This is a genomic window from Actinomyces sp. ZJ308, from assembly GCF_011752065.1.
Taxonomy (GTDB): domain Bacteria; phylum Actinomycetota; class Actinomycetes; order Actinomycetales; family Actinomycetaceae; genus Actinomyces.
The window spans coordinates 22,713-42,525 of record NZ_JAAIJY010000006.1; the positions used below are offsets into that span (position 1 = coordinate 22,713).

13 protein-coding genes are annotated in these 19,813 nt (G+C 70.9%); 6 read left to right on the top strand and 7 right to left on the bottom strand.

Going from position 1 to position 19,813, the window contains the following annotated elements:
* Nucleotide 1 precedes the first annotated feature (1 nt).
* From HCR68_RS04620 to pknB, 4 genes are read left to right on the top strand one after another with little or no spacing between them, the layout of a single operon-like run.
* On the top strand, nt 2-1,735 hold the full coding sequence (locus HCR68_RS04620) for an FtsW/RodA/SpoVE family cell cycle protein (protein ID WP_167146804.1): 1,734 nt from the start codon (nt 2-4) through the stop codon (nt 1,733-1,735).
* Nucleotides 1,732-3,234, top strand: coding sequence for a penicillin-binding protein 2 (locus HCR68_RS04625; RefSeq protein WP_167146807.1), 1,503 nt, complete (start codon nt 1,732-1,734; stop codon nt 3,232-3,234). Before HCR68_RS04620 ends, HCR68_RS04625 begins: the two co-directional genes overlap by 4 nt.
* Nucleotides 3,231-4,358: a serine/threonine-protein kinase gene (locus tag HCR68_RS04630; protein ID WP_167146809.1), complete on the top strand. Its 1,128-nt coding sequence runs from the start codon at nt 3,231-3,233 to the stop codon at nt 4,356-4,358. The genes HCR68_RS04625 and HCR68_RS04630 overlap by 4 nt, the downstream gene beginning before the upstream one ends.
* Nucleotides 4,355-6,406, top strand: a complete 2,052-nt coding sequence (gene pknB, locus HCR68_RS04635) for a Stk1 family PASTA domain-containing Ser/Thr kinase (RefSeq protein WP_167146812.1) — start codon at nt 4,355-4,357, stop codon at nt 6,404-6,406. The genes HCR68_RS04630 and pknB overlap by 4 nt, the downstream gene beginning before the upstream one ends.
* Before the next feature lie 92 nt (nt 6,407-6,498).
* Here the strand turns inward: pknB and HCR68_RS04640 are convergent, their stop codons facing one another.
* Both HCR68_RS04640 and HCR68_RS04645 read right to left on the bottom strand, forming a co-directional pair.
* Nucleotides 6,499-7,251, bottom strand: coding sequence for a response regulator transcription factor (locus HCR68_RS04640; protein ID WP_167146814.1), 753 nt, complete (start codon nt 7,249-7,251; stop codon nt 6,499-6,501).
* A gap of 130 nt (nt 7,252-7,381) precedes the next feature.
* Nucleotides 7,382-8,902, bottom strand: coding sequence for a sensor histidine kinase (locus HCR68_RS04645; protein ID WP_167146817.1), 1,521 nt, complete (start codon nt 8,900-8,902; stop codon nt 7,382-7,384).
* 564 nt (nt 8,903-9,466) lie between these two features.
* Between HCR68_RS04645 and HCR68_RS04650 the strand changes: the two genes are divergently transcribed.
* A complete protein-coding gene (locus HCR68_RS04650) occupies nt 9,467-10,237 on the top strand; it encodes a DUF4352 domain-containing protein (protein WP_243858935.1) in 771 nt (256 codons plus the stop codon).
* A gap of 191 nt (nt 10,238-10,428) precedes the next feature.
* On the opposite strand, the gene HCR68_RS04655 is transcribed toward HCR68_RS04650, so the two are convergent.
* Both HCR68_RS04655 and serC read right to left on the bottom strand, forming a co-directional pair.
* Nucleotides 10,429-11,619, bottom strand: a complete 1,191-nt coding sequence (locus HCR68_RS04655) for a phosphoglycerate dehydrogenase (RefSeq protein WP_167146820.1) — start codon at nt 11,617-11,619, stop codon at nt 10,429-10,431.
* A 74-nt stretch (nt 11,620-11,693) separates the two neighbouring features.
* Nucleotides 11,694-12,773 carry a 3-phosphoserine/phosphohydroxythreonine transaminase gene (gene serC / locus HCR68_RS04660; protein WP_167146823.1) on the bottom strand — a complete coding sequence of 360 codons (1,080 nt, stop codon included), beginning with the start codon at nt 12,771-12,773 and terminating at the stop codon, nt 11,694-11,696.
* 567 nt (nt 12,774-13,340) lie between these two features.
* Here serC and HCR68_RS04665 point away from each other — a divergent pair.
* A complete protein-coding gene (locus HCR68_RS04665) occupies nt 13,341-14,780 on the top strand; it encodes a DUF4832 domain-containing protein (protein ID WP_243858936.1) in 1,440 nt (479 codons plus the stop codon).
* Between the two features lie 366 nt (nt 14,781-15,146).
* On the opposite strand, the gene HCR68_RS04670 is transcribed toward HCR68_RS04665, so the two are convergent.
* The 3 genes from HCR68_RS04670 to HCR68_RS04680 all read right to left on the bottom strand — a co-directional run bounded on the left by HCR68_RS04670 (nt 15,147) and on the right by HCR68_RS04680 (nt 19,674).
* On the bottom strand, nt 15,147-16,655 hold the full coding sequence (locus HCR68_RS04670) for a glycoside hydrolase family 36 protein (protein ID WP_167146829.1): 1,509 nt from the start codon (nt 16,653-16,655) through the stop codon (nt 15,147-15,149).
* A gap of 249 nt (nt 16,656-16,904) precedes the next feature.
* Nucleotides 16,905-18,104 carry a Gfo/Idh/MocA family oxidoreductase gene (locus HCR68_RS04675; protein ID WP_167146832.1) on the bottom strand — a complete coding sequence of 400 codons (1,200 nt, stop codon included), beginning with the start codon at nt 18,102-18,104 and terminating at the stop codon, nt 16,905-16,907.
* 79 nt (nt 18,105-18,183) lie between these two features.
* On the bottom strand, nt 18,184-19,674 hold the full coding sequence (locus tag HCR68_RS04680; RefSeq protein WP_167146835.1) for a CCA tRNA nucleotidyltransferase: 1,491 nt from the start codon (nt 19,672-19,674) through the stop codon (nt 18,184-18,186).
* Between the last annotated feature and the right edge of the window lie 139 nt (nt 19,675-19,813).

The following is a 19,813-nucleotide window of genomic DNA, read 5'->3' on the forward strand; positions in this document are numbered from 1 at the left end:
GATGACTGCTGCTCCAGGCCCCATGGGCGCCCCTGCGGGCGTCGCGACGATCCAGCCCGCCGGCACCGCGAGACACTCGGGCCGGTGGGCGGAGGCGGCGCTGCTCGGCGTCGCCCTGGTCCTCGGCCTGGGCGGCTTCGTGCTCACCGCCCTCAACCGCACCGGCTCCTCCCCCGCGCAGACCATCATGCTGGGAGGCTCCTTCCTCGGCCTGACCGTCTTCATGCACCTGTGGGTGCGCTACACCGCCCCGTGGGCCGACCCGGTCCTCCTGCCGGCGGCGGTCGCGCTCAACGGGATCGGCCTGGCCATGATCCAGCGCCTGGACCTGGCCTACGAGGCCAACGAGCAGTGGCAGTTCTACGTCGGTTCCAAGCAGCTGGTCTGGACGCTGCTGGGCGTCATCCTCTTCTGCGCCGTGCTCTTCCTGCTGCGCGACTACCGGCGCCTGCGACGCTGGGACCGCTGGGCCATGTGGTCCGGCCTGGTCTTCCTCGTCCTGCCCTTCCTGCCGTTCATCGGCCAGAGCATCAACGGGGCCCGGATCTGGATCCGGATCGGTCCCATGAGCTTCCAGCCGGCCGAGCTGTCCAAGGTGCTGCTGGCGATCTTCTTCGCCTCCTACCTGGTGGCCAATCGCGACAACCTGGCCCTGGTGGGCCGCAAGGTCCTGTGGATGAGCCTGCCGCGCGCCCGGCACCTGGGACCCCTGTTCATCGTGTGGGGCGTGAGCATCTGCGTGCTGGTCCTTCAGAAGGACCTGGGCTCCTCGGTCCTGCTGTTCGGACTGTTCGTCGTCGTCCTGTACGTGGCCACCGACCGCCCCTCCTGGCTGCTCATCGGCGCGTCCCTGTTCCTTCCCGCGGCGTGGTTCGCCGCCACGCACCTCCACCACGTCCAGCAGCGCATCAACGGCTGGCTCCATGCCACTGACGAGGCGGTGTACAGCGGCGCAGGCGGCTCCTGGCAGCTGCTGACGGGAATGTTCGGCATGTCCACCGGCGGGCTCATGGGGGCCGGCTGGGGCAAGGGCTCACCGACTCTCGTCACCTTCGCCAACTCCGACTTCATCTTCGCCTCCCTGGGTGAGGAGCTGGGGCTGACCGGCACGCTGGCCATCCTCATGCTCTACCTCGTTCTCATCCAGAGGGGGCTGCGCACCGCCGTCTCGCTGCGCGACGGCTTCGGCAAGCTCCTGGCCGTGGGCCTGTCCTTCGCCATCGCCCTGCAGATCTTCGTGGTCATCGGCGGCGTCACCCGGCTCATCCCGCTGACCGGGCTCACCCTGCCCTTCCTGGCCTACGGCGGCTCCTCGCTCATCGCCAACTGGGTCATCCTGGCCATTCTGCTGCGCCTGTCCGACGCCGCCCGGCGCCCGGCCACCCACGCACCGCGGATCATCGACACGGCCGAGCTGCCGGTCTCCCTGCGCCGTCAGGTCCAGGACGCCGGAGCCGAGGACGCGATGATCGAGGAGGCCGACGACGAGTCCCCCGCCGGCCTCCCTCAGGACGGCTATGGCGGCGACTACGGAGCCGCACCGGTCGGTGCCGGGGACTACTCGCCGCCGTCCCCGCCACCGGCCCCCGGCAACCCGGTGGATGACGCCTCTCCCACCGTTACCGTCAGCCCGGAGGCGCCGCCTCCGCCGCGCACCGCACCGGACGGGGAGACACTGCGCTCATCACGCGCCCCGGGTTTCACTCATGACAGCGACAGGAGGCAGCAACCATGAACCGACAGATTCGTCAGGTCGCCTTCCTGGTGCTGGTCATGTTCACCGCGCTGTCCCTGTCCGTCACCAGCGTCCAGGGGCTGGCCCGCCCCGCCATCTGGGAACCGCTGTCCGCCAACGGCGCCCTCAACTCCGATCCGCGTAACCGCCGCACCGTCAACCGGGAGTTCGGCACCGACCGCGGCCCGATCCTGGTCGCCGGCGGCACCACCATCGCCAGCACCGAGAAGTCCGACGACGGCCAGGGCTCCGAGAACTATCAGCGGGTCTACGCCAACGGGCCGCTCTACGCCCCGGTCACCGGCTACTTCTCGCCCGCCTTCGCCTCCATGACCGGTATGGAGCAAGCGGGCAACTCGGTGCTCAACGGGGACGACCCCTCCCTGTTCTCCTCCCGGATCAAGACCCTCATCACCGGTGACTCCCAGAGGGGCGGCGCCGTTGAGCTGACCATCAGGCCCGAGATCCAGCAGGCCGCCTACGACGCCCTGGCCGGACGCGAGGGCGCCGTCGTCGCCATGGACCCCGGCAACGGCGCCATCCTCGCCATGGTCTCCTCGCCCTCCTACGACCCCTCGGCCTTCGCCACCCGCGACGGGAACGCCGCCAACGAGGCCAACACCACCCTCAGCGAGGACTCCTCCCGGCCGCTGGACAACCGGGCCATCGCCGGCAATCTCTACCCGCCGGGTTCCACCTTCAAGATCATCACCACCGCCGCGGCCCTGCGCACCGGCAAGGTCTCGCCGGAGTCCGAGGTCGACGCCCCCGACACCATCACCCTGCCGGGCACCAACCACTCCCTGGAGAACTACGGCGGGGAGTCCTGCGGCGGCGGGCGGACCAGCTTCTCCCACGCCTTCGCCGAGTCCTGCAACACGCCCTTCGCCCAGCTGGCCATGGACGTCGGCGAGGAGGAGCTCTCCAAGGAGGCCGGTAACTGGGGCTTCGGCTCCGATCTCTCCGTCCCGTTGAAGGTGACCCCCTCGGTCTACCCCGACAACGACTCGCAGGCGCAGACGGCGATGGCCGGCATCGGTCAGGCCTCGGTGAAGGCCACCCCCCTCATGATGGCGATGGTGGCCGCCACCGTGGCCAACAACGGCGAGCAGATGACCCCCTACCTGGTCTCACGCACCCTCGACCCCGACCTCAACGAGGTCAGCACCACCTCCAAGAAGGTGGCCCGCACCCCGATCGACTCCGCCACCGCCAAGTCCCTGTCCTCCCTCATGCAGACCGCCGTCGCCGAGGGCACGGGCACCAGCGCCCAGGTCGCCGGGGTCCAGGTGGCCGGCAAGACCGGCACCGCGGAGACCGGTTCCGACACCGGCCCCACCACCTGGTTCGTGGGCTTCGCCGGAACGGACATCAACAAGCCCCAGATCGCGCTCGCCGTCGTGCTCGACGGCAATGCCGAGACCGAGGACAGCGCCACCGGCGGCAAGGTCGCCGGCCCCATTGCCGCCCAGGTCATCGATGCGGCGGTGGACCAGTGAAGCCCGTTGTCGGACTCCAGCTCCAGGGCCGCTACGAGCTGGTGGAGCAGATCGCCCTGGGCGGCATGGGCCAGGTGTGGCGCGCCACCGACCTGCGCTCGGGCCGGGCCGTGGCCGCCAAGATCCTGCGGCCCGAGCTGACCGGGGACGAGATCTTCCTGTCCCGCCTGCGCGCGGAGGCCAAGAACTCCCAGGGCCTGCGCCACCCCAACCTCGCCGTCGTCCTGGACTCCGGGGAGAAGGACGGCACCGGCTGGCTCATCATGGAGCTCGTGCAGGGCCGTGCCCTGTCCGACATCATCACCGAGAAGGGCACCCTGTCGCCGGCCGAGATCCTGCCGATCCTGGCGCAGGTGGCCCGCGCCCTCCAGGTCGTCCACGACTCCGGCGTCGTCCACCGCGACGTCAAGCCCTCCAACATCCTCATCAACCGCGAGGGCCTGGCCAAGCTCACCGACTTCGGCATCTCCACCGGCATCAACCAGCGTCCGCTGACGGCCTCCGGCATGGTCATGGGCACCGCCCAGTACCTCGCCCCCGAGCAGGCCATGGGCAACATGGCCACCCCGGCCGGGGACCTCTACGGGCTGGGCATCATCGCCTACGAGGCCCTGGTGGGACGCCGTCCCTTCAGCGGCGCCACCCAGGTGGACATCGCCTTCGCCCACGTCAACGAGGAGGTGCCCGCACTTCCCGACGCCGTTCCGCCGCAGGTCCAGGCGATCGTCCTCAAGCTGCTCGCCAAGAAGCCGGCCGACCGGCCGCACTCGGCGCGCGAGGTGGCCCGTGCCCTGGACCGGGCGGTCGTGAACCTGCCCACGGACGCCTGGGACCCCCGCGAGGCGCTCAGCTGGGAGTCCACCGGCCGCCGCGGCCCGCGGACCCGCGAGCTGCCGCAGCCGGCCACCGTGCGCCCCGGCCGCCACGCGGCCGAGGTGCCGACGCCGTCGCGCACCGCCCGGCACGCCTCCGGACGTTCCTTCCTCGGCCTCAACCTGATGACCCTGAGAGTCATCATCCCGGTCCTGGCCGCCATCACCCTGCACAGCACGGGTACGCTTGCCCATGCGCATCAGGTCATGCCAGCCTTGATGCTGAGCATCCCTGTCAAGGAGGTACTGTGACCAGTCAGTTCCCCCAGGTCCTCGCGGGCCGTTACGAGATCCGCGACCTCATCGGACGTGGTGGTATGGCAGAGGTGCACCTCGGCTACGACACCCGCCTGTCGCGGGTCGTGGCCATCAAGCTGCTGCGATCGGACATCGCCGGCGACCCCACCTTCCAGGCCCGTTTCCGCCGCGAGGCCCAGTCCGCGGCGGCGCTCAACCATCCCGCCGTCGTCGCCGTCTACGACTCCGGCGAGGAGGAGCTCCTTCAGCCCGGCGGCGCCAGCCGCACCGTCCCCTACATCGTCATGGAGTACGTCGAGGGGCACACCGTGCGCGAGCTCCTCAGTGAGGGCGAGGCCGTCCCCATCCCGGAGGCGGTGGAGATCGTCTCCGGCGTCCTGGACGCCCTGGAGTACTCCCACCGGGTGGGGATCGTCCACCGCGACATCAAGCCCGGAAACATCATGCTGACCTCCACCGGCGCGGTGAAGGTCATGGACTTCGGCATCGCGCGGGCCATTGAGGACTCCGCCTCCACGGTGACCCAGACCCACACGGTGGTGGGCACCGCCCAGTACCTCTCACCGGAGCAGGCCCGCGGCGAGTCCGTGGACGCCCGCTCGGACCTGTACTCCACCGGTTGCCTCCTCTACGAGCTCCTCACCGGCCAGCCCCCCTTCCAGGGCGACTCCGCGGTGGCCATCGCCTACCAGCACGTGCGGGAGATCCCCAAGCGACCGTCCTCGCTGGCCGCCGATGTCCCCGAGTCCCTGGACCGGGTCATCCTGAAGTCCCTGGCCAAGAGCCGTGACGACCGCTACCAGGACGCCGCCCACATGCGCGCCGACCTCCAGGCGGCCGCCCAGGGCATGTCGGTGGCCGCGCCTGCCGCCGACTCCTGGTCCCCGGCCACCTCGGTCATGAACTCACCGGCCGCCGAGCCGGTTCAGCCCACCTCCGCCTTCGCCCAGGTACCCTCCGAGCCCTCGCAGACGCCCGCGGCGAAGGAGAGTGAGGAGCCTGAGAAGAAGTCCAGGAGTCACGCCTGGATCTGGATCCTCGTGTTCCTCCTGTTCGTCGCCCTGGCCGTCGTCGCCGGCCGGTGGGCCTCCGGAGCCTTCGACACTCGGCCGAACCCGACGCCGAGCGCCACCGTCAGCACCATCGACGTCCCCGACGTCAGTGGTCAGGACGAGGACTCGGCGAAGAAGACCATCGAGGACGCCGGCCTGAAGTTCGCCAAGGACGAGGTCGCCAACGACACCGTCAGCGAGGGCCTGGCCGTCTCCTCCGACCCCGAGAAGGGTACGAAGGTCGAGGCTGGCGCCACCGTCACCGTCCACTTCTCCACCGGCTCGGCGATGGTCAAGGTTCCGGACCTGGAGGGCAAGACCCAGGAGGACGCCCGCAAGGCCCTCAAGGACGCCGGACTGGAGGGCGGCAACACCACCCTGGAGGACTCCGCCACGATCCAGAAGGACCGGGTCATCTACACCAGCCCGCTGGCGGGAACCTCCGTCGAGCGCGGAACCACGGTGGACCTGGTGCTCTCCACCGGTAACGCCTCCGTCCCCGACGTCACCGGCCAGGACGAGGCCACGGCGAAGAAGACCATCGAGGACGCCGGCCTGAAGTTCAAGCGCGGCGACGACGTCACCTCCACCGACGTCGAGCAGGGCAGGGCCGTCTCCTCCGACCCGGCCGCAGGATCCAGCACCACCGCAGGAGGCACGGTCACCGTGCACTTCTCCAGCGGGGCGGCGGCCACGCCAACGCCGAGTGCGATGGTCACCGTCCCCTCGAACCTCAATGGGAAGACGGTCGAGGACGCGACGAAGGAGCTGCAGAAGGTCGGCCTGACCGTCGGAACCCAGGTCCAGCAGTCGTCTAACAACGTGGACTCCGGCAAAGTCATCGGTACTGACCCGAGAGCCGGCGCTCAGGTTCCCGCCGGCTCAAGCGTCAACCTCACGGTCTCCACGGGTAAGGACGGTGGAGGTAACAACAACCAGCAGCCCAATCCCGGTGGCGGAGGCAACAACAACAACGACAACAACAACTGAAGCCTTGAGCGTTCCGCGCACGGACTCGTCCTCATCGCTCATGTGGCCGGCCCTTGAGACGTCACACGTCTCAAGGGCCGGCCACATTCCTGTCACCCCAGCAGGCCGGCGCGCTCGGCGAGGACCGCCAGGTGCACCCGGTTGCGCGCGCCCACCCGGTCCTGGGCGCTGTGCAGGTGGGTCTTGACGGTGGAGGCCGAGATGTAGAGCCGACCGGCGATCTCCTCGGTGGTCAGTCCCTCGGCGGCCGCCGCGATGACGTCGAGCTCGCGCCGGCTGAGCCCGGCGGCGGCCTGCCGGGCCTGCGCCACGGCGCGCTGACGCTCCTCGGCGCGGGCGTCATAGGCCGCCATCACCGGCGCCGCGGCCGCCGGCTGGGAGCGCACGTACCGCAGCAGCTCGGCCAGCGCCCCGGGGGACAGGACCGACTCACCGGCCATGACCCGGCGCAACCCGGCGTCGAGCTCCTCGGAGGCCGAGTACTTGAGCAGGTAGCCCACGGCGCCGGCCTCGATGACCCGCACGACGGCGTCGTCGACGTCCCAGGTGGTCAGCGCCACGACGTGGGGGTGGCGCGGCGCCGCACAGATCCGGCGCGTGGCCTCGATCCCGTCCATGACGGGCATGCCCAGGTCCATGAGCACGATATCCGCCTCGACGCGGCCGACGACGTCGATCGCCTGACGGCCGTCACCGGCCTCGGCGACCACCGTGTAGTCCTCACGCGGCCGCAGGAGCGGCTTGATGGCGGCGCGGGTGAGCGGATCGTCGTCGACGAGGATGACGCGAACCGGGGAGCTGGGCTGGGATGTTGAGGGCGCCGGGGCGGCGAAGGGGTCGGGCACGGGCCCAGCCTAGGTGCCTCCACCGACACGATCACCGTCCCAACGGCCCAGGCGCACACCGATTCTTCCGGCCGCCCGCCCAGCACCCTCGCCGATATCTTCCGAGACCATCCTCTAGGACCCGAGCCGGTCAGCGGCCCTCATGGGGCGAGGCGGCGGAGCGCCAGGGCAGGTGCGCGCTCACCACGAACCTGCCGCGGCCGTCGGGGCCGGCATGGAAGGTGCCCCCGCAGATCTCCGCCCGCCGGGCCATGCCTCTCAGGCCCGAGCCGCCCCGGGCATCGCCGGGCGGCAGGTCGGTTCCGGTGCCGGATCCTGCGCCGACGTCGTCGGCCGGGAGTTCCTCGCAGGCCCCGGGGCGCTGAGCGTCCTGCCCGGAAGCCGCCTCCTGCCGGGGGATCCGGTTGGAGCAGGTGATGTCGATGCCGGTGTCCGGCCCGCCCTCGACGCGCAACCGGACACTCATGCCGGGCGAGTGCTTGCGGGCGTTGGTCAGTGACTCCTGGACGATCCGGTAGACGGCGCGGGAGAGCACCTCGTCGGCCTCGGCGGCACGATCGAGGTAGATCGACGAGCTCAGCGGCTGGCTGGCGGCGAGCACTCCGTCCACGACCTCCTTGAGGTCCTCCAGGCGCGGGGCGGGCTCGGCGGCACCCACCGGTTCGCGCAGGACGGCCAGCAGGGAGCGCAGGTCCCGCATGGCGCCCTGGGCCTCCTCCCGCACGCGCTGGGCGGCGGCCCGGGGATCGTCCTCATCCGAGGCCTCCGCGGGGGATGAGGCGCCTGAGGAGTCCGACGTCGACAGCACCCCTTGCTCCAGGGCGGCGGCGTGGAGGGCAAGGAGTGAGAGGCGGTGGCCGAGTCCGTCGTGCACCTCGCGGGCCACCCGCTCGCGCTCGGACTGCAGGCTGACGGTGTCCGCCAGGCGGGTCGAGGTCTGGGCCTGCTCCTCGGCAGCGCGCTCGGCGCGGGCCGAGGCGTCGGCGGCCTCCTGGGCGCGGCGTCGCGCCTCCTTCTCCCCGTCACGCGCGCGCAGCCACAGCCCGACGGCGACCGGCAGGGCCATGGCCACCACGGCGAGGAAGAGCACCAGCTCTGCCGGCACGTGGGTGATGACGTGCGGGTCATGCGAGTCAGAGGATCCTGAGGTGACAACGCCGATCATCGAGTTCCCGGTGGAGCCGTGGCTCGCGTCGCGGGCGAGTGCCACGAGGGTGCCGACGGCGAGCAGCGCCCCCGTGGCCCAGGGCATGGGGTCCCGCAGGGAGCGGGCCCGGCGCACCACGGTGGTGAAGGCGATGAGTCCCACCGTCGTGTCCAGGTAGAGCGCCATACCTGCGAGCGCCGAGGCGACCGTGATCGGCACCGGCCAGCGCCGGCGCAGGAGGACCGCCACGAGGAGCACCAGCCCTATCAGGAACGAAGTGATCTCGATCGGCACGTTGCCCGTCTGCTTGAGAGCCTGCTCGTGGCCGATCTGCGATCCCAGTGACGTGAGCGACCCCAGGAGGCACAGGGCGAACAGGCCCACGGAGCGCAGGACCGCGAGGGCGATCTCAAGGGCTCGGCGTTGCGACGGGGACAGTGCCGGGGCGGGCACAGCAGGCACTGCTGCGGCGACAGGAGCAGCACCGCCAGGGGGCGCTGGCATCGGGGCCTGGTAGTACCGCGGGCCCGAGCCCGCAGCGGGGGCCGGAGGCGGGGGATACGCGGCATACGCGGGAGAGGCAGGAGACGCGACGTACGCGGGGGGTGTGGAGTACGGGGGATACCCGGAGTACCCGGAGTACCCCGTATACCCGGAATACGCGGGATAGGGAGGGTGCCTCTGCGGGATCGACGTCCCGGGGGCGGGCGCGGCCCGACCGGCATCGGGGCCACCGCCGGAACCACCGCCCCAGCCCGGCACGGGCGGGGTGGATGCGGGGGCGGGCGGGTAGCCGGGGACTGACATGTGCTCACTGTAGGGCCGGGCACCGACACGCGAGATCACCCGATAGGACACGATTCCGAACGATCGAGCGCCCGCCGCGTCGTCCTTTTGGACAGGCGCGATCGGTGCCCTTTTGGACAGCCGTCTCGGACTCATCGGTCGATGTGCGCCGGGCCCGACCGGAGCCATCGTTGTTCTCGTCAGCTGATCGCGTCAGCTCAAGTCATCCGGCGCTGCGGCGTCCCGCCCAGTGCCTTCCTCCCATATCTCGAAGGACCCATCATGACCGGCCCCGTCAACCCTGCCAGCCCAGTCCCTCCCTCACCCGCCGGCACTCCCGCTCCGGGGTACCCCATGCCGCCCGCGGGCATGCCCCTTGCCGAGCCGAAGCGCTCCTGGTTCGCCCGCCACAAGATCCTCACCGGTGTCGGTGCCTTCGTCGGCGTGTGCATCGTCGCCTCGGCGCTCAACGGTGGCGGGGGCTCGGGAGCCTCCAGCGCCACCACCACGCCCGCCTCCCAGTCCGTCGCCGGCGCGGTCTCCCAGGAGACCGCGGGGCAGGCTGCCGCCCCCGCGCCGGCCCCGGAGCAGACGGCTCAGGGCGACGACGCGGGCAAGGCGGATTCCGGCAAGACCGAGTCGGCCGAGTCCGGCCTGACCTTCCCCGGGAAGCAGTCGAGCGACGTCGTCGGCAATGCCGGTGACACGATCGACGACGACGGCGTCCAGGTGACCGCCACGCCCGTGGCCGCGGGTGACGCCACCCTGGGCCCGACCGCCTGCTCCACCATCACGATCACCAACACCTCCAAGAACACCCTGGATGTCAACGCCCTGGACTTCACGTTGCAGGACCCGGCCGGGGCGATCAGCAACGCCGGCTTCATGGGCTCGAGCAACCACCTGTCCGCCTCCAAGCTCATCGCGGGGGGCTCAGTCAGCGGCGACGTCTGCTTCAGCACCGACGTGTCGGCCGGGGGCCAGTACGTGCTCCTCTACAAGCCCACGCTCTCGCTGTTCGGACACCGCCGGGCCTGGATCAACAACCTCTGACGCCACGCCGCTCACGGGGGCATCGCGCGCGGGCGGGGACATTCCACCCGGCCGGGTGCGGGCCCACAGCGGGCGGGGACATTCCACGCGTACGGGGACAGAATTCCTGTCCCCGTACGCGTCACATGTCCCCGGCCAGAGCCGCACGCACCCGCCGGCGTCGAACGTCCCCGGCCGTGAGGCAGGGCCGGTCAGATACCGCGGGCGGACAGGACGCCGTCGATCGCGCGCAGCTCGTCGAGGACCTTGGGCTCGATCTCGCCCTCGACGTCGACCAGCGTCACCGCCAGCTCGCCGCGGGACTTGTTGAGCAGGTTGGCGATGTTCTGCCCGTGCTGGGCCACGATCGTGGAGACCTGGCCGACCATGTTGGGCACGTTGCGGTTGACGATGACGAACCGGTGCGTGCCCTCCTGGCGGCTCATGACGGCCTCGGGGAAGTTGACCGAGTTGTGCACCTGGCCGTCCTCGAGGAAGCCGCGCAGCGAGTCGGCGGCCATGATGGCGCAGTTGCGCTCGGCCTCCTTGGTGGAGGCGCCCAGGTGGGGCAGGGAGATGCACTTGGGGTGCTTGTGTACCTGCGTGGAGGGGAAGTCGCACACGTAGCCGCGCAGCGTGCCCTCGTCGAGGGCGGCCACGACGGCGTCGGTGTCGACGATCTCAGCGCGCGCGAAGTTGAGCAGCACCGCGGTCTCCTTCATGAGGGCCAGGCGCTGGGTGCTCACCAGCCCGCGGGTGGCGGGGATGAGGGGCACGTGGACGGTGAGGATGTCGGCGCGGCGGAAGACCTCCTCCATGGAGTCGGCCCGCTCGACCTCGGCGCTCAGGTGCCAGGCGTGCTCCACGGAGATGCCCGGGTCGAAGCCGACGACGTTGAGCCCCAGCCCCAGGGCGGCGTTGGCCACCTGCACGCCGATGGCCCCCAGCCCGACGACGCCGAGCGTGCGGCCGGGCAGCTCGAAGCCGACGAACTGCTTCTTGCCGGCCTCGACGGCCTTGGCGATCTCGGCGTCGTCGCCCTCGAGGGTGTGGGCGAAGCGGGCCGCCGGAATGAGGTTGCGCGAGGCGATGAACAGCCCCGCCATGACCAGCTCCTTGACGGCGTTGGCGTTGGCGCCGGGGGTGTTGAACACGGGCACGCCGCGCTCGGTCAGCCTGTCCACCGGGATGTTGTTGGTGCCGGCACCGGCGCGGGCCACGGCCAGGACGGAGTCATCGATGGGGGTGTCGTGGAGCTTGGCCGAGCGCACCAGGAGGGCGTCGGGGCTCTCAACGCTTCCGCCGACCTCGTAGAGCTCGTCGGGCAGGCGGGACAGGCCAGCCCCGGAGATGGCGTTGAGGGTGCGGATGCGGAACTTGTGGTCAGCGCTGCTGGTGGTCACGGAGGTACTTTCTTCAGGGCGTTCGGGCAGGACGGGGCCGGTTCCGGCTCAGGGGGCCGCGGGCTGAGGGGCGCTCAGGCCCGGGCGGCGAAGTCGGTCATGTAGTCGATGAGGGCGCGCACGCCCTCGATCGGCATGGCGTTGTAGATGGAGGCGCGCATGCCGCCCACGGAGCGGTGGCCCTTGAGGTTGGTCAGGCCCGCGGCCTGGGCGCCGGCCAGGAAGTCGGCGTCGAGGGCGGGGTCGGCCAGGGTGAAGGGCACGTTCATCCAGGACCGCGAGCGCTTCTCGACCGGGTTGGCGTAGAAGTCGGAGGCGTCGATGGCGCCGTAGAGGAGCTCGGCCTTGGCGCGGTTGCGCTCGGCCATCGCCTCCAGGCCGCCGCCGTCCTCGATCCAGTGGCCGATGAGCCCCAGCAGGTAGATCGCGAAGGTGGGGGGCGTGTTGAGCATGGAGTCGGCGTCGGCCATCTTCTGGTAGTCCAGGACGGTGGGGGTCACCGGGCGGGCGCGGCCCAACAGGTCCTCGCGCACGATGACGACGGCCAGGCCCGAGGGGCCCATGTTCTTCTGGGCGCCGGCGTAGATGAGGCCGTAGCGGCTGACGTCGATGGGCCGCGAGAGGATCGTGGAGGAGAAGTCGGCCACGAGCGGGACGTCGCCGGCGCCCGGCACGTAGTCGAACTCGACGCCGCCGATGGTCTCGTTGGGCGTGTAGTGCAGGTAGCGGGCGGCCTCGGGCACGGTGAAGGAGCCGGGCTCGGGCGTGGTCGTGTAGGAGGAGGCCGCCTCGTCGGCGGGCACGACGACGTCGAGCTCGTAGGCGCCGGCCTGCTTGATGGCCTTGGCGGACCACTGGCCGGTGTTGAGGTAGGCGACCGTGTCGCCGGGGGCGGTCAGGTTGAGGGGGATGCCGGCGAACTGGGCGCTGGCCCCGCCCTGGAGGAAGAGGACGCGGTGGCTCTCGGGGATGGACAGGAGCCGGCGCAGGGTGGCCTCGGCGTCGGCCGCGCAGGCCACGAAGTCGGCCCCGCGGTGAGAGACCTCCAGGACGGACATTCCCGATCCGCCCCAGCTGGTGAGCTCGGAGGCGGCCTGCTCGAGGACGGGCAGGGGAAGCTGGGCGGGACCGGCGGAGAAATTGAAGACGCGCACGGAGTCATCATTGCCGCTTATGCGCGCAGCGGCAATCTCATCCCACCTGCCGACGACGGCGCCGCACGACCACCGCACGACCACCGCACGACCACCGCACGACCACCGCACGACCACCGCACGACCACCGCACGACCACCGCACGACCACTGTGCGACTACTGTGCGACCAGCTCGCGACCACCGCACGCACCCGGCCCCGGGGGCCTCTCAACCGCGGTCCACCTGCCAAAACATATGCAGGACTGTGACCCACGACGCTCGGAACGCCGGAGTAGCATATCTCCCGGAAGCCCTGCATCAGGTTGATCGAGTCCAGCGCTCTGCGATGAAGCACAGCGCCCCGGGGCTGTCAACTCTGAACGTTGTCAGCGATAGCACAGAGTCGTCTGCCGACTGACCGGTAGGGTTGCCTTCACGCCCAGGTCCCTACCTACAAGTTCTCATGATCGAATCACAGAACGGCGACAGCCCCTCAGCAACCACCGAAGCCTCCACTCCCCGGGCCGCGCAAGGATCGCGCGCTCCCGGCCGAGGCGAAGCCCGTCCACGCCCCCTGAGCCGTCAGATGCTCGACCGGCTCCGCAAGGGCCGCCGTCCGCGACTGGGCGCCCTCATCGTGGCGCTCATCGCCGTCGTGTCCCTGGCCACCGGGTTCCGGGCCTGCAACTGCAGCCGGGCCTGGACCGAGGTCTCGGCGGGAGCCACACCGGAGGCCAACCCGCTCAAGGGCATGATGCCCTTCGCGCCGTCGGAGGCCTCCTACTCACCGGGGCTGCCCGAGACGGCCCCGCCCTACACGATGGAGTGGCTGACGCTGCCGGTCAGCGACGTCGTCACCGGGCCCGGCTCCTACTCGTGGGACAGGCTCGAGGCCCACCTCAACGCCATCGCCTCGCGCGGGCACCAGGCGGTGCTGCGCTTCTACGTCGACTACCCCGGCCGCACCAGCGGCATGCCGGCCTATCTGCTGAGCTCCCAGGCGGTCCCGACCCACGAGTACACGGTCAACGGCAACGCACCGGGCCAGTCGCTCGCCCCCGACTACAACGACCCCGAGATGATGTCGATGCTCACCGGCTTCATCTCCACCCTGGGCCAGCAGTACGACGGCGATCCGCGCCTGGCCTTCATCACCCACGGCCTTGTGGGCTTCTGGGGCGAGGGGCACACCTTCCCGATGGACGGCAGGGTCTCCGGGGAGAACCCCTCCGGTGAGAACTGGATGCCGTCGTCGGCGAACCAGAACACCCTCATCGACACCTGGGACGGCGCCTTCCAGGTGACGCCGACGATGGCGCGATACCCGTCCGCGGAGACGGTCAAGCGCGGGGTCGGCTACCACGACGACTCCTTCGGCTACGCGACCATGGAGACCGCCGACTGGCACTTCCTGCCGCTGCTGAAGAAGGCGAAGGCGGACCAGGCCTGGCAGCAGTACCCGATCGGCGGCGAGGTCTACCCGGGCATCCAGGAGTGCTCGGTGCGCAACCCGGGCAGCTGCATGGCCTCGGGCTCCAACGGAGGAACGGTGGACATGGCCGCCTCCATCAAGGCCACGCACGCGAGCTGGCTGGTGGACAACTGGGCCTTCACGACGACGCTCAGCGGCGCCGAGCGCGAGCGCGCCGTGCAGACCTCCGCCGAGACCGGCTACGACCTGTCGGTGGCGCGCTGGCGGATGCGCAACGGCAAGGTCGAGGTGCAGATCGCCAACAACGGGGTGGCCCCCTTCTACTACAACTGGAGCGTGGAGGCGGTGGCCATTAACACCTCCAGCGGTGCCGAGGTCGGGCGCACGACGCTCAGCGGCGACCTGCGCAAGATCGAGGTGGGCAAGACCCAGACCTTCTCCGGTCAGCTGCCGGCGGACCCGGCCGGTGAGAACACGATCCTGGTGCGTGTGGTCAACCCGCTGGAGTCGGGCCAGCCGTTGCGCTTCTCCAGCGCCGGCCAGGACCAGACGCTCCCCGGCTACCTCACCCTGGGCCGCACCCCGACCAGGTAGGCGGGCCGGCCGAACCAGTGGCCTCGCGGCGCCTTGGGTGGCGCCTTGGGCACTGCACGAGGTCCGGTGCTACTGGCCGGGATGCGGGTGCACTCCACGGGAGCCGGAACCTCGTGCAGTGCGGTCAGCCCCCGGCCAGGGGTCGCCGACGGCGCTCAACTCGCCGCTGACGCACCATAGGGCCCGGCGACTGCACCCTTGGGGCCCGTCCGCGGGCTCCAAGGTGCGTCCACGGCGCCCGCGACCAAGTTGACCAAACCGATCATGAAAAGACGACCAAACCGATCATGAAACGGCGACCAAACAGTCGCTGAAGCAGCCCACCTGGCTTCAGCCGAGCCCAGCAGACCAGGTCCTGGGCCCGCCTCACAACGGGTAGGCCGACGACGCCCCCTCGATGGCCTCGGTCAGGTCGATCTCGCGCTCGCCCAGCCGGAAGCGGTAGCGGCCCAGGATCTCCAGGGGCTCGTCCTCGGCGGCCAGGTAGGCGCGCACCGCCTCCTTCTCCTCGTCGTCGAGCCAGGTCATCTGGTCCGACAGGCACCGGTAGCGGCTGGCCTCGGCGACGTCGCGCAGCCACTGCATCTGGGTGTCGTCCAGGAGGTTGCGGCGGTGGCGGAAGAAGACGACATCGGGGTCGACCCCGATGACCCGCCCCAGCCAGAGCCGGTTGATGCCGGCGTGCAGGGCGTTGTAGGCCTTGGCGTCGGATAGATCGTCGGAGGCGTAGTTCTCCCACATGGGGGCCACGTCCGGCCCCACCCGCACCGCGTCGAGCAGCCCGATGGAGGGCATGATGAGCGCCCCGGAGCCCAGCAGGAAGGTCTCGTCGCCGGCGGTGTCGCGCACGAGGCGCAGCCCGGTGCGGTAGGCCTCCTCCCGGTCGATCTGCCGGTGGCGGTAGCCGGAGATGGCGGCGGCGTTGATGAAGTCGAGCTTGAGGTAGCTGAAGCCCCATCGGTGGACGATCTTGGCGATGAGCTTGCGCACGTAGGTCTGGGCGGTGGGGTGGGTGGTGTCCAGCGCGTAGTAGTCCCCGCCCCAGTTGGAGCCGGCCACGGCCAGTCCGCCGTCGGCGTTGTGGACGAACATCTCCGGGTAGTCGCGCACCGCCCGCGATCCCGGCAGGGCGATGAAGGGCGCCACCCACAGGCCCGGCTGCATGCCGGCCTCGCGGATCCGGATCGCGGCGGCCTCCATGCCGTCGCCGAAGCTCTCGCCGGCCTCCCAGTCGCCGACGGCGACCTCCCAGCCGTCGTCGATCTGGAGCGTCTTGAAGCCCAGCTCGGCGACCTGCGGGATCTCGCGCTCGAGCGCCTCCTGCGAGATGCCCTCGTAGTAGGAGTACCAGGAGCACCACACGCTCTGCGGCTCGATGGGCCGGCTGCCCAGGCTCTCGCCGAGCTCGCGCGCGTAGCGGGCCATGACGGCGGTGGCCGGGCCGGGCAGGATCACCCAGCGCGCCGGGTCGCCGGACTCGGTGAAGGCCTCCAGGACCGCGGTGTCGGCACGCACCCGCGGCGTGCGCCCGTCCAGGCAGCCCACGAGCAGCGCCCCGGAGGCGTCCTCCAGGACCGCCATCCAGGCCGAGTGGTGGCGGGCCGGGTCGTCCCAGGGGTCGTCGTCGGCGGTCCGACGGCGCTGCTGGTTCGCGATGCGCATCGGCGCCTCGCTCAGGCTGCGCCAGCCCGACGGCGACCAGGAGTTCTGGCCGGTGCGGTAGAACTCGCCGTCGCGCATGTCGTGCAGGAGGGTCAGGTGCGAGGCTTCGACGTAGACCGCGCCGGTGGCGCCGCCGGCCCCGTGCTGGGTGGTCACCGTGCCGTCGCAGGCCAGGGCGATGCTCCGCCCGGTCAGGGTGATGTGGTGAATCATGCGCTCTCCTCGAATCCTGCCTGTCCTGCCTGCGGGCGGGTGCGCGTGCGATCCCGGCCTCGCCCGGATCGCACTGTACGTGATCGTCCCGTGATCCGACCGACCTTCACGATCAACACCTGCTTCTGGACTTTCTCCAGTGACAGCGCCACTTATCCCACCCTGGCACGCCTGCCGTGACGAAGTTGTTATGCGGCTCATGGCGCCTCCCGGGGAGCCCGCGGAGCCGCCCCAGCCCGCTCCCGCCCGCTACTGCGGCTCCCGCTGGCCGCGGTGGAAGTAGGCCGCCAGGTCCGCGTCGAGCTCGGGCACGTCGAAGGGGACCGAGCCCGAGCGCAGGGACCGCGTGGCCAGCACCCCGGCGGCGACGGCCTCGCGCGCGGAGACCGGTGAGGCGTCGGTGACCCCGCCGTCGCGCACGAAGCGCAGGAACTCGTCGATGGCGAGCTGGTCGGCACTGTCGTGCCCGGTGCCCTCCTCGGCGATGACGTACTCCTCGGTGGCGCGCTCGGCGTAGTGCTCCGTGCGCTCGGTCCACACCTTGACGACGTCGCCGGCGCTGTCGCCGAGGTTCTCGGCCCGACCGCGGGTGCCGATGACGGTGTAGCTGCGCCAGTAGTCGGGGGTGAAGTGGCACTGCTGGTAGGAGGTCATCACCCCGTTGCGCATGGTCATCATGAGCATGGAGTGGTCCTCGACGTCGATGACCGGGTTGAGACCGCCGACCTCGTCGGCCGGCCAGTTCTCGAGGCTGAACCAGTCCTGCATGACGGTTCCGGCGCTCGTTCCCGGCTCCCGGCGCCCGGCGTCGCCGTAGACCATGAGCCCGCCCATGCCGACGACGCGGGCCGGCTCGGAGGCGGCCAGCCAGCTCATGACGTCGATGTCGTGGGCGGCCTTCTGCAGCAGCAGGCCGGTGACGTGACGGCGCTCGGCGTGCCAGTCGCGGAAGTAGTAGTCGCCGCCGTTGCCCACGAAGTGGCGGCACCAGATGGCCTTGAGCTCGCCGATCCGCCCGGAGTCGATGATCGAGCGCAGCAGCCGCACCACCTCCATGTGGCGCATGTTGTGGCCCACGTAGAGGCGGGTGCCGGTGCGCCGGGCCTCCTGAAGGATGCGGTCGGCGCCCTCGATGGTGATGGCCAGGGGCTTCTCCAGGTAGACCGGGACGCCGGCCTGAAGGAAGAAGCGGGCCAGTTCCTCGTGCGTGTCGTCGGGGGTGGTCAGGACGACGGCGTCGATCCCGTGCTCCAGCAGCATTCGGTGGTCGGCCACCACGGTCACGCCCTCGGGCAGGAGCCGTTCGGCGCGTGCGGCGGCGTCGGGCGCGGTGTCGGCCGCGGCGACGAGCCGGGCCGACACCGGCGAGGAGTCCGCGAGCGCGGCCAGGTAGCAGCGGGCCCCGATGCCGACGACGCCGACTCTCAGCTCTCTTGACGGTTCAAGCATTTTCTCGGGTCCCCTCCGGGCCGGTCCCGGCCCTTCAGTCGCGTTCCGGGTGCGCGCCGGCGTCATCAGCTCACCGCCCTCAGCTCTTCTGCCGGGCCGCCCACCAGGAGCGCAGTGCCTGGCGGGCCAGGTCCTCGCCGATCGGTCCCTTCTCCATGCGCAGGTCCATGAGGAAACGGTAGGCCTCGCCGACGACCGGCCCGGGGGGCACGCCGAGCTCGGCCATGATCTGGCCGCCGTCGAGGTCGGGGCGGATGGCGGCCAGCTCCTCGGCGGCGCGCAGGGCCTCGATGCGCTCCTCGAGGTCGTCGTAGGCGCGGTCCAGCATGGCGGCCTTGCGGCGGTTGCGGGTGGTGACATCGGCCCGGGTGAGCCGGTGGAGGCGCTCCAGGAGCCGGCCGGCGTCGGTGGCGTAGCGGCGCACGGCCGAGTCCGACCAGGCGGCGTCGGCGTACCCGTGGAAGCGCAGGTGGAGCTCGACCAGCCGCGAGACGTCCTTGATGGTCTGCTTGTCGAAGCGCAGCGCCCGCAGGCGCTTGGCCGTCATCCGGGCGCCGACGTGGTCGTGGCCGTGGAAGGTGACGGTGCCGTCGGGCAGGAAGCGGCGGGTGGCCGGCTTGCCGATGTCGTGGAGGATCGCGGCCAGGCGCAGCACCAGGTCGGGGCCGGGGACGGGGCCGTCGGGCCCGGTCTCCAGGTCGATGGCCTGGTCCAGGACGGTCAGGGTGTGCTCGTAGACGTCCTTGTGGCGCTTGTGCTCGTCGACGGTCTCGCGCAGGGCGCTCAGCTCGGGCAGGACGACGTCGGCCACACCGGTGTGGACCAGCAGCTCCAGCCCGCGCCGGGGCCAGGGGCTGACCAGCAGCCGCTCGAGCTCGGCACGCACGCGCTCGGCGGAGACGATCTCCAGGCGGGGGGCCATGTCCTCCATGGCGGTCATGACGTCCATCTCGACGTCGAAGCCGAGCTGGGCCGTGAAACGGGCGGCCCGCATGATGCGCAGGGGGTCGTCGTCGAAGGACTGCTCGGCGCTGACGGGGGTGCGCAGGACCCCCGCGGTCAGGTCGGCCAGGCCGCCGCAGGGGTCGACGAGCTCGAGGTCGGGCAGGCGCAGCGCCATGGCGTTGACGGTGAAGTCGCGGCGGGTGAGGTCCCCGGTGAGGGTGTCTCCGTAGGTGACCTGGGGCTTGCGCGAGCCGACCTCGTAGGCCTCGGTGCGGTAGGTGGTCACCTCCACGATGGTGCTGCCCTTGCGCGCGCCGATGGTGCCGAAGGCCCGGCCCATGTCCCAGGTGGTCTCTCCCCAGGCGGCCAGGATCCTCTCGGTCTGCTCGGGGCGCGCCGAGGTGGTCAGGTCCAGGTCGTGGGGGGCGACGCCGAGGAAGGCGTCCCGCACGGGCCCGCCGACGAGGGCGATCTCGTGGCCGGCGCGCACGAAGGCGTGCCCCAGGGCGGCCAGGGCGGGGGGCAGTCCCTCAAGGGCCGCTCGGGCCCGCGGCGTCAGGCCGCGGCTCTGAGCGGAGGCGTCCATGGAATCAGTGGGATCGGCGGGAGCGGGATGCGCAGTCATCGGCCCAAGCCTGCCATGAACCCGGGCGAGCGCGCCGCCGCCGTCGACGTCGCCGGTGCTGTCGTGAGGACCGTCTCGCAGTCGTGCCGAAGGCCGCCCACAGGCGCCGCAGTTGTGTGCGACGACGTACTTAGCCAGA

Excerpts from the sequence above, each read along its gene's own strand:
- HCR68_RS04620 (WP_167146804.1), top strand. The coding sequence starts at position 2 with ATGACTGCTGCTCCAGGCCCCATGGGCGCCCCTGCGGGCGTCGCGACG.
- HCR68_RS04625 (WP_167146807.1), top strand. The coding sequence starts at position 1,732 with ATGAACCGACAGATTCGTCAGGTCGCCTTCCTGGTGCTGGTCATGTTC.
- HCR68_RS04645 (WP_167146817.1), bottom strand. The coding sequence starts at position 8,902 with ATGCCAGCGCCCCCTGGCGGTGCTGCTCCTGTCGCCGCAGCAGTGCCT.
- HCR68_RS04650 (WP_243858935.1), top strand. The coding sequence starts at position 9,467 with ATGACCGGCCCCGTCAACCCTGCCAGCCCAGTCCCTCCCTCACCCGCC.
- HCR68_RS04665 (WP_243858936.1), top strand. The coding sequence starts at position 13,341 with ATGCTCGACCGGCTCCGCAAGGGCCGCCGTCCGCGACTGGGCGCCCTC.
- HCR68_RS04670 (WP_167146829.1), bottom strand. The coding sequence starts at position 16,655 with ATGATTCACCACATCACCCTGACCGGGCGGAGCATCGCCCTGGCCTGC.
- HCR68_RS04675 (WP_167146832.1), bottom strand. The coding sequence starts at position 18,104 with ATGCTTGAACCGTCAAGAGAGCTGAGAGTCGGCGTCGTCGGCATCGGG.
- HCR68_RS04680 (WP_167146835.1), bottom strand. The coding sequence starts at position 19,674 with ATGACTGCGCATCCCGCTCCCGCCGATCCCACTGATTCCATGGACGCC.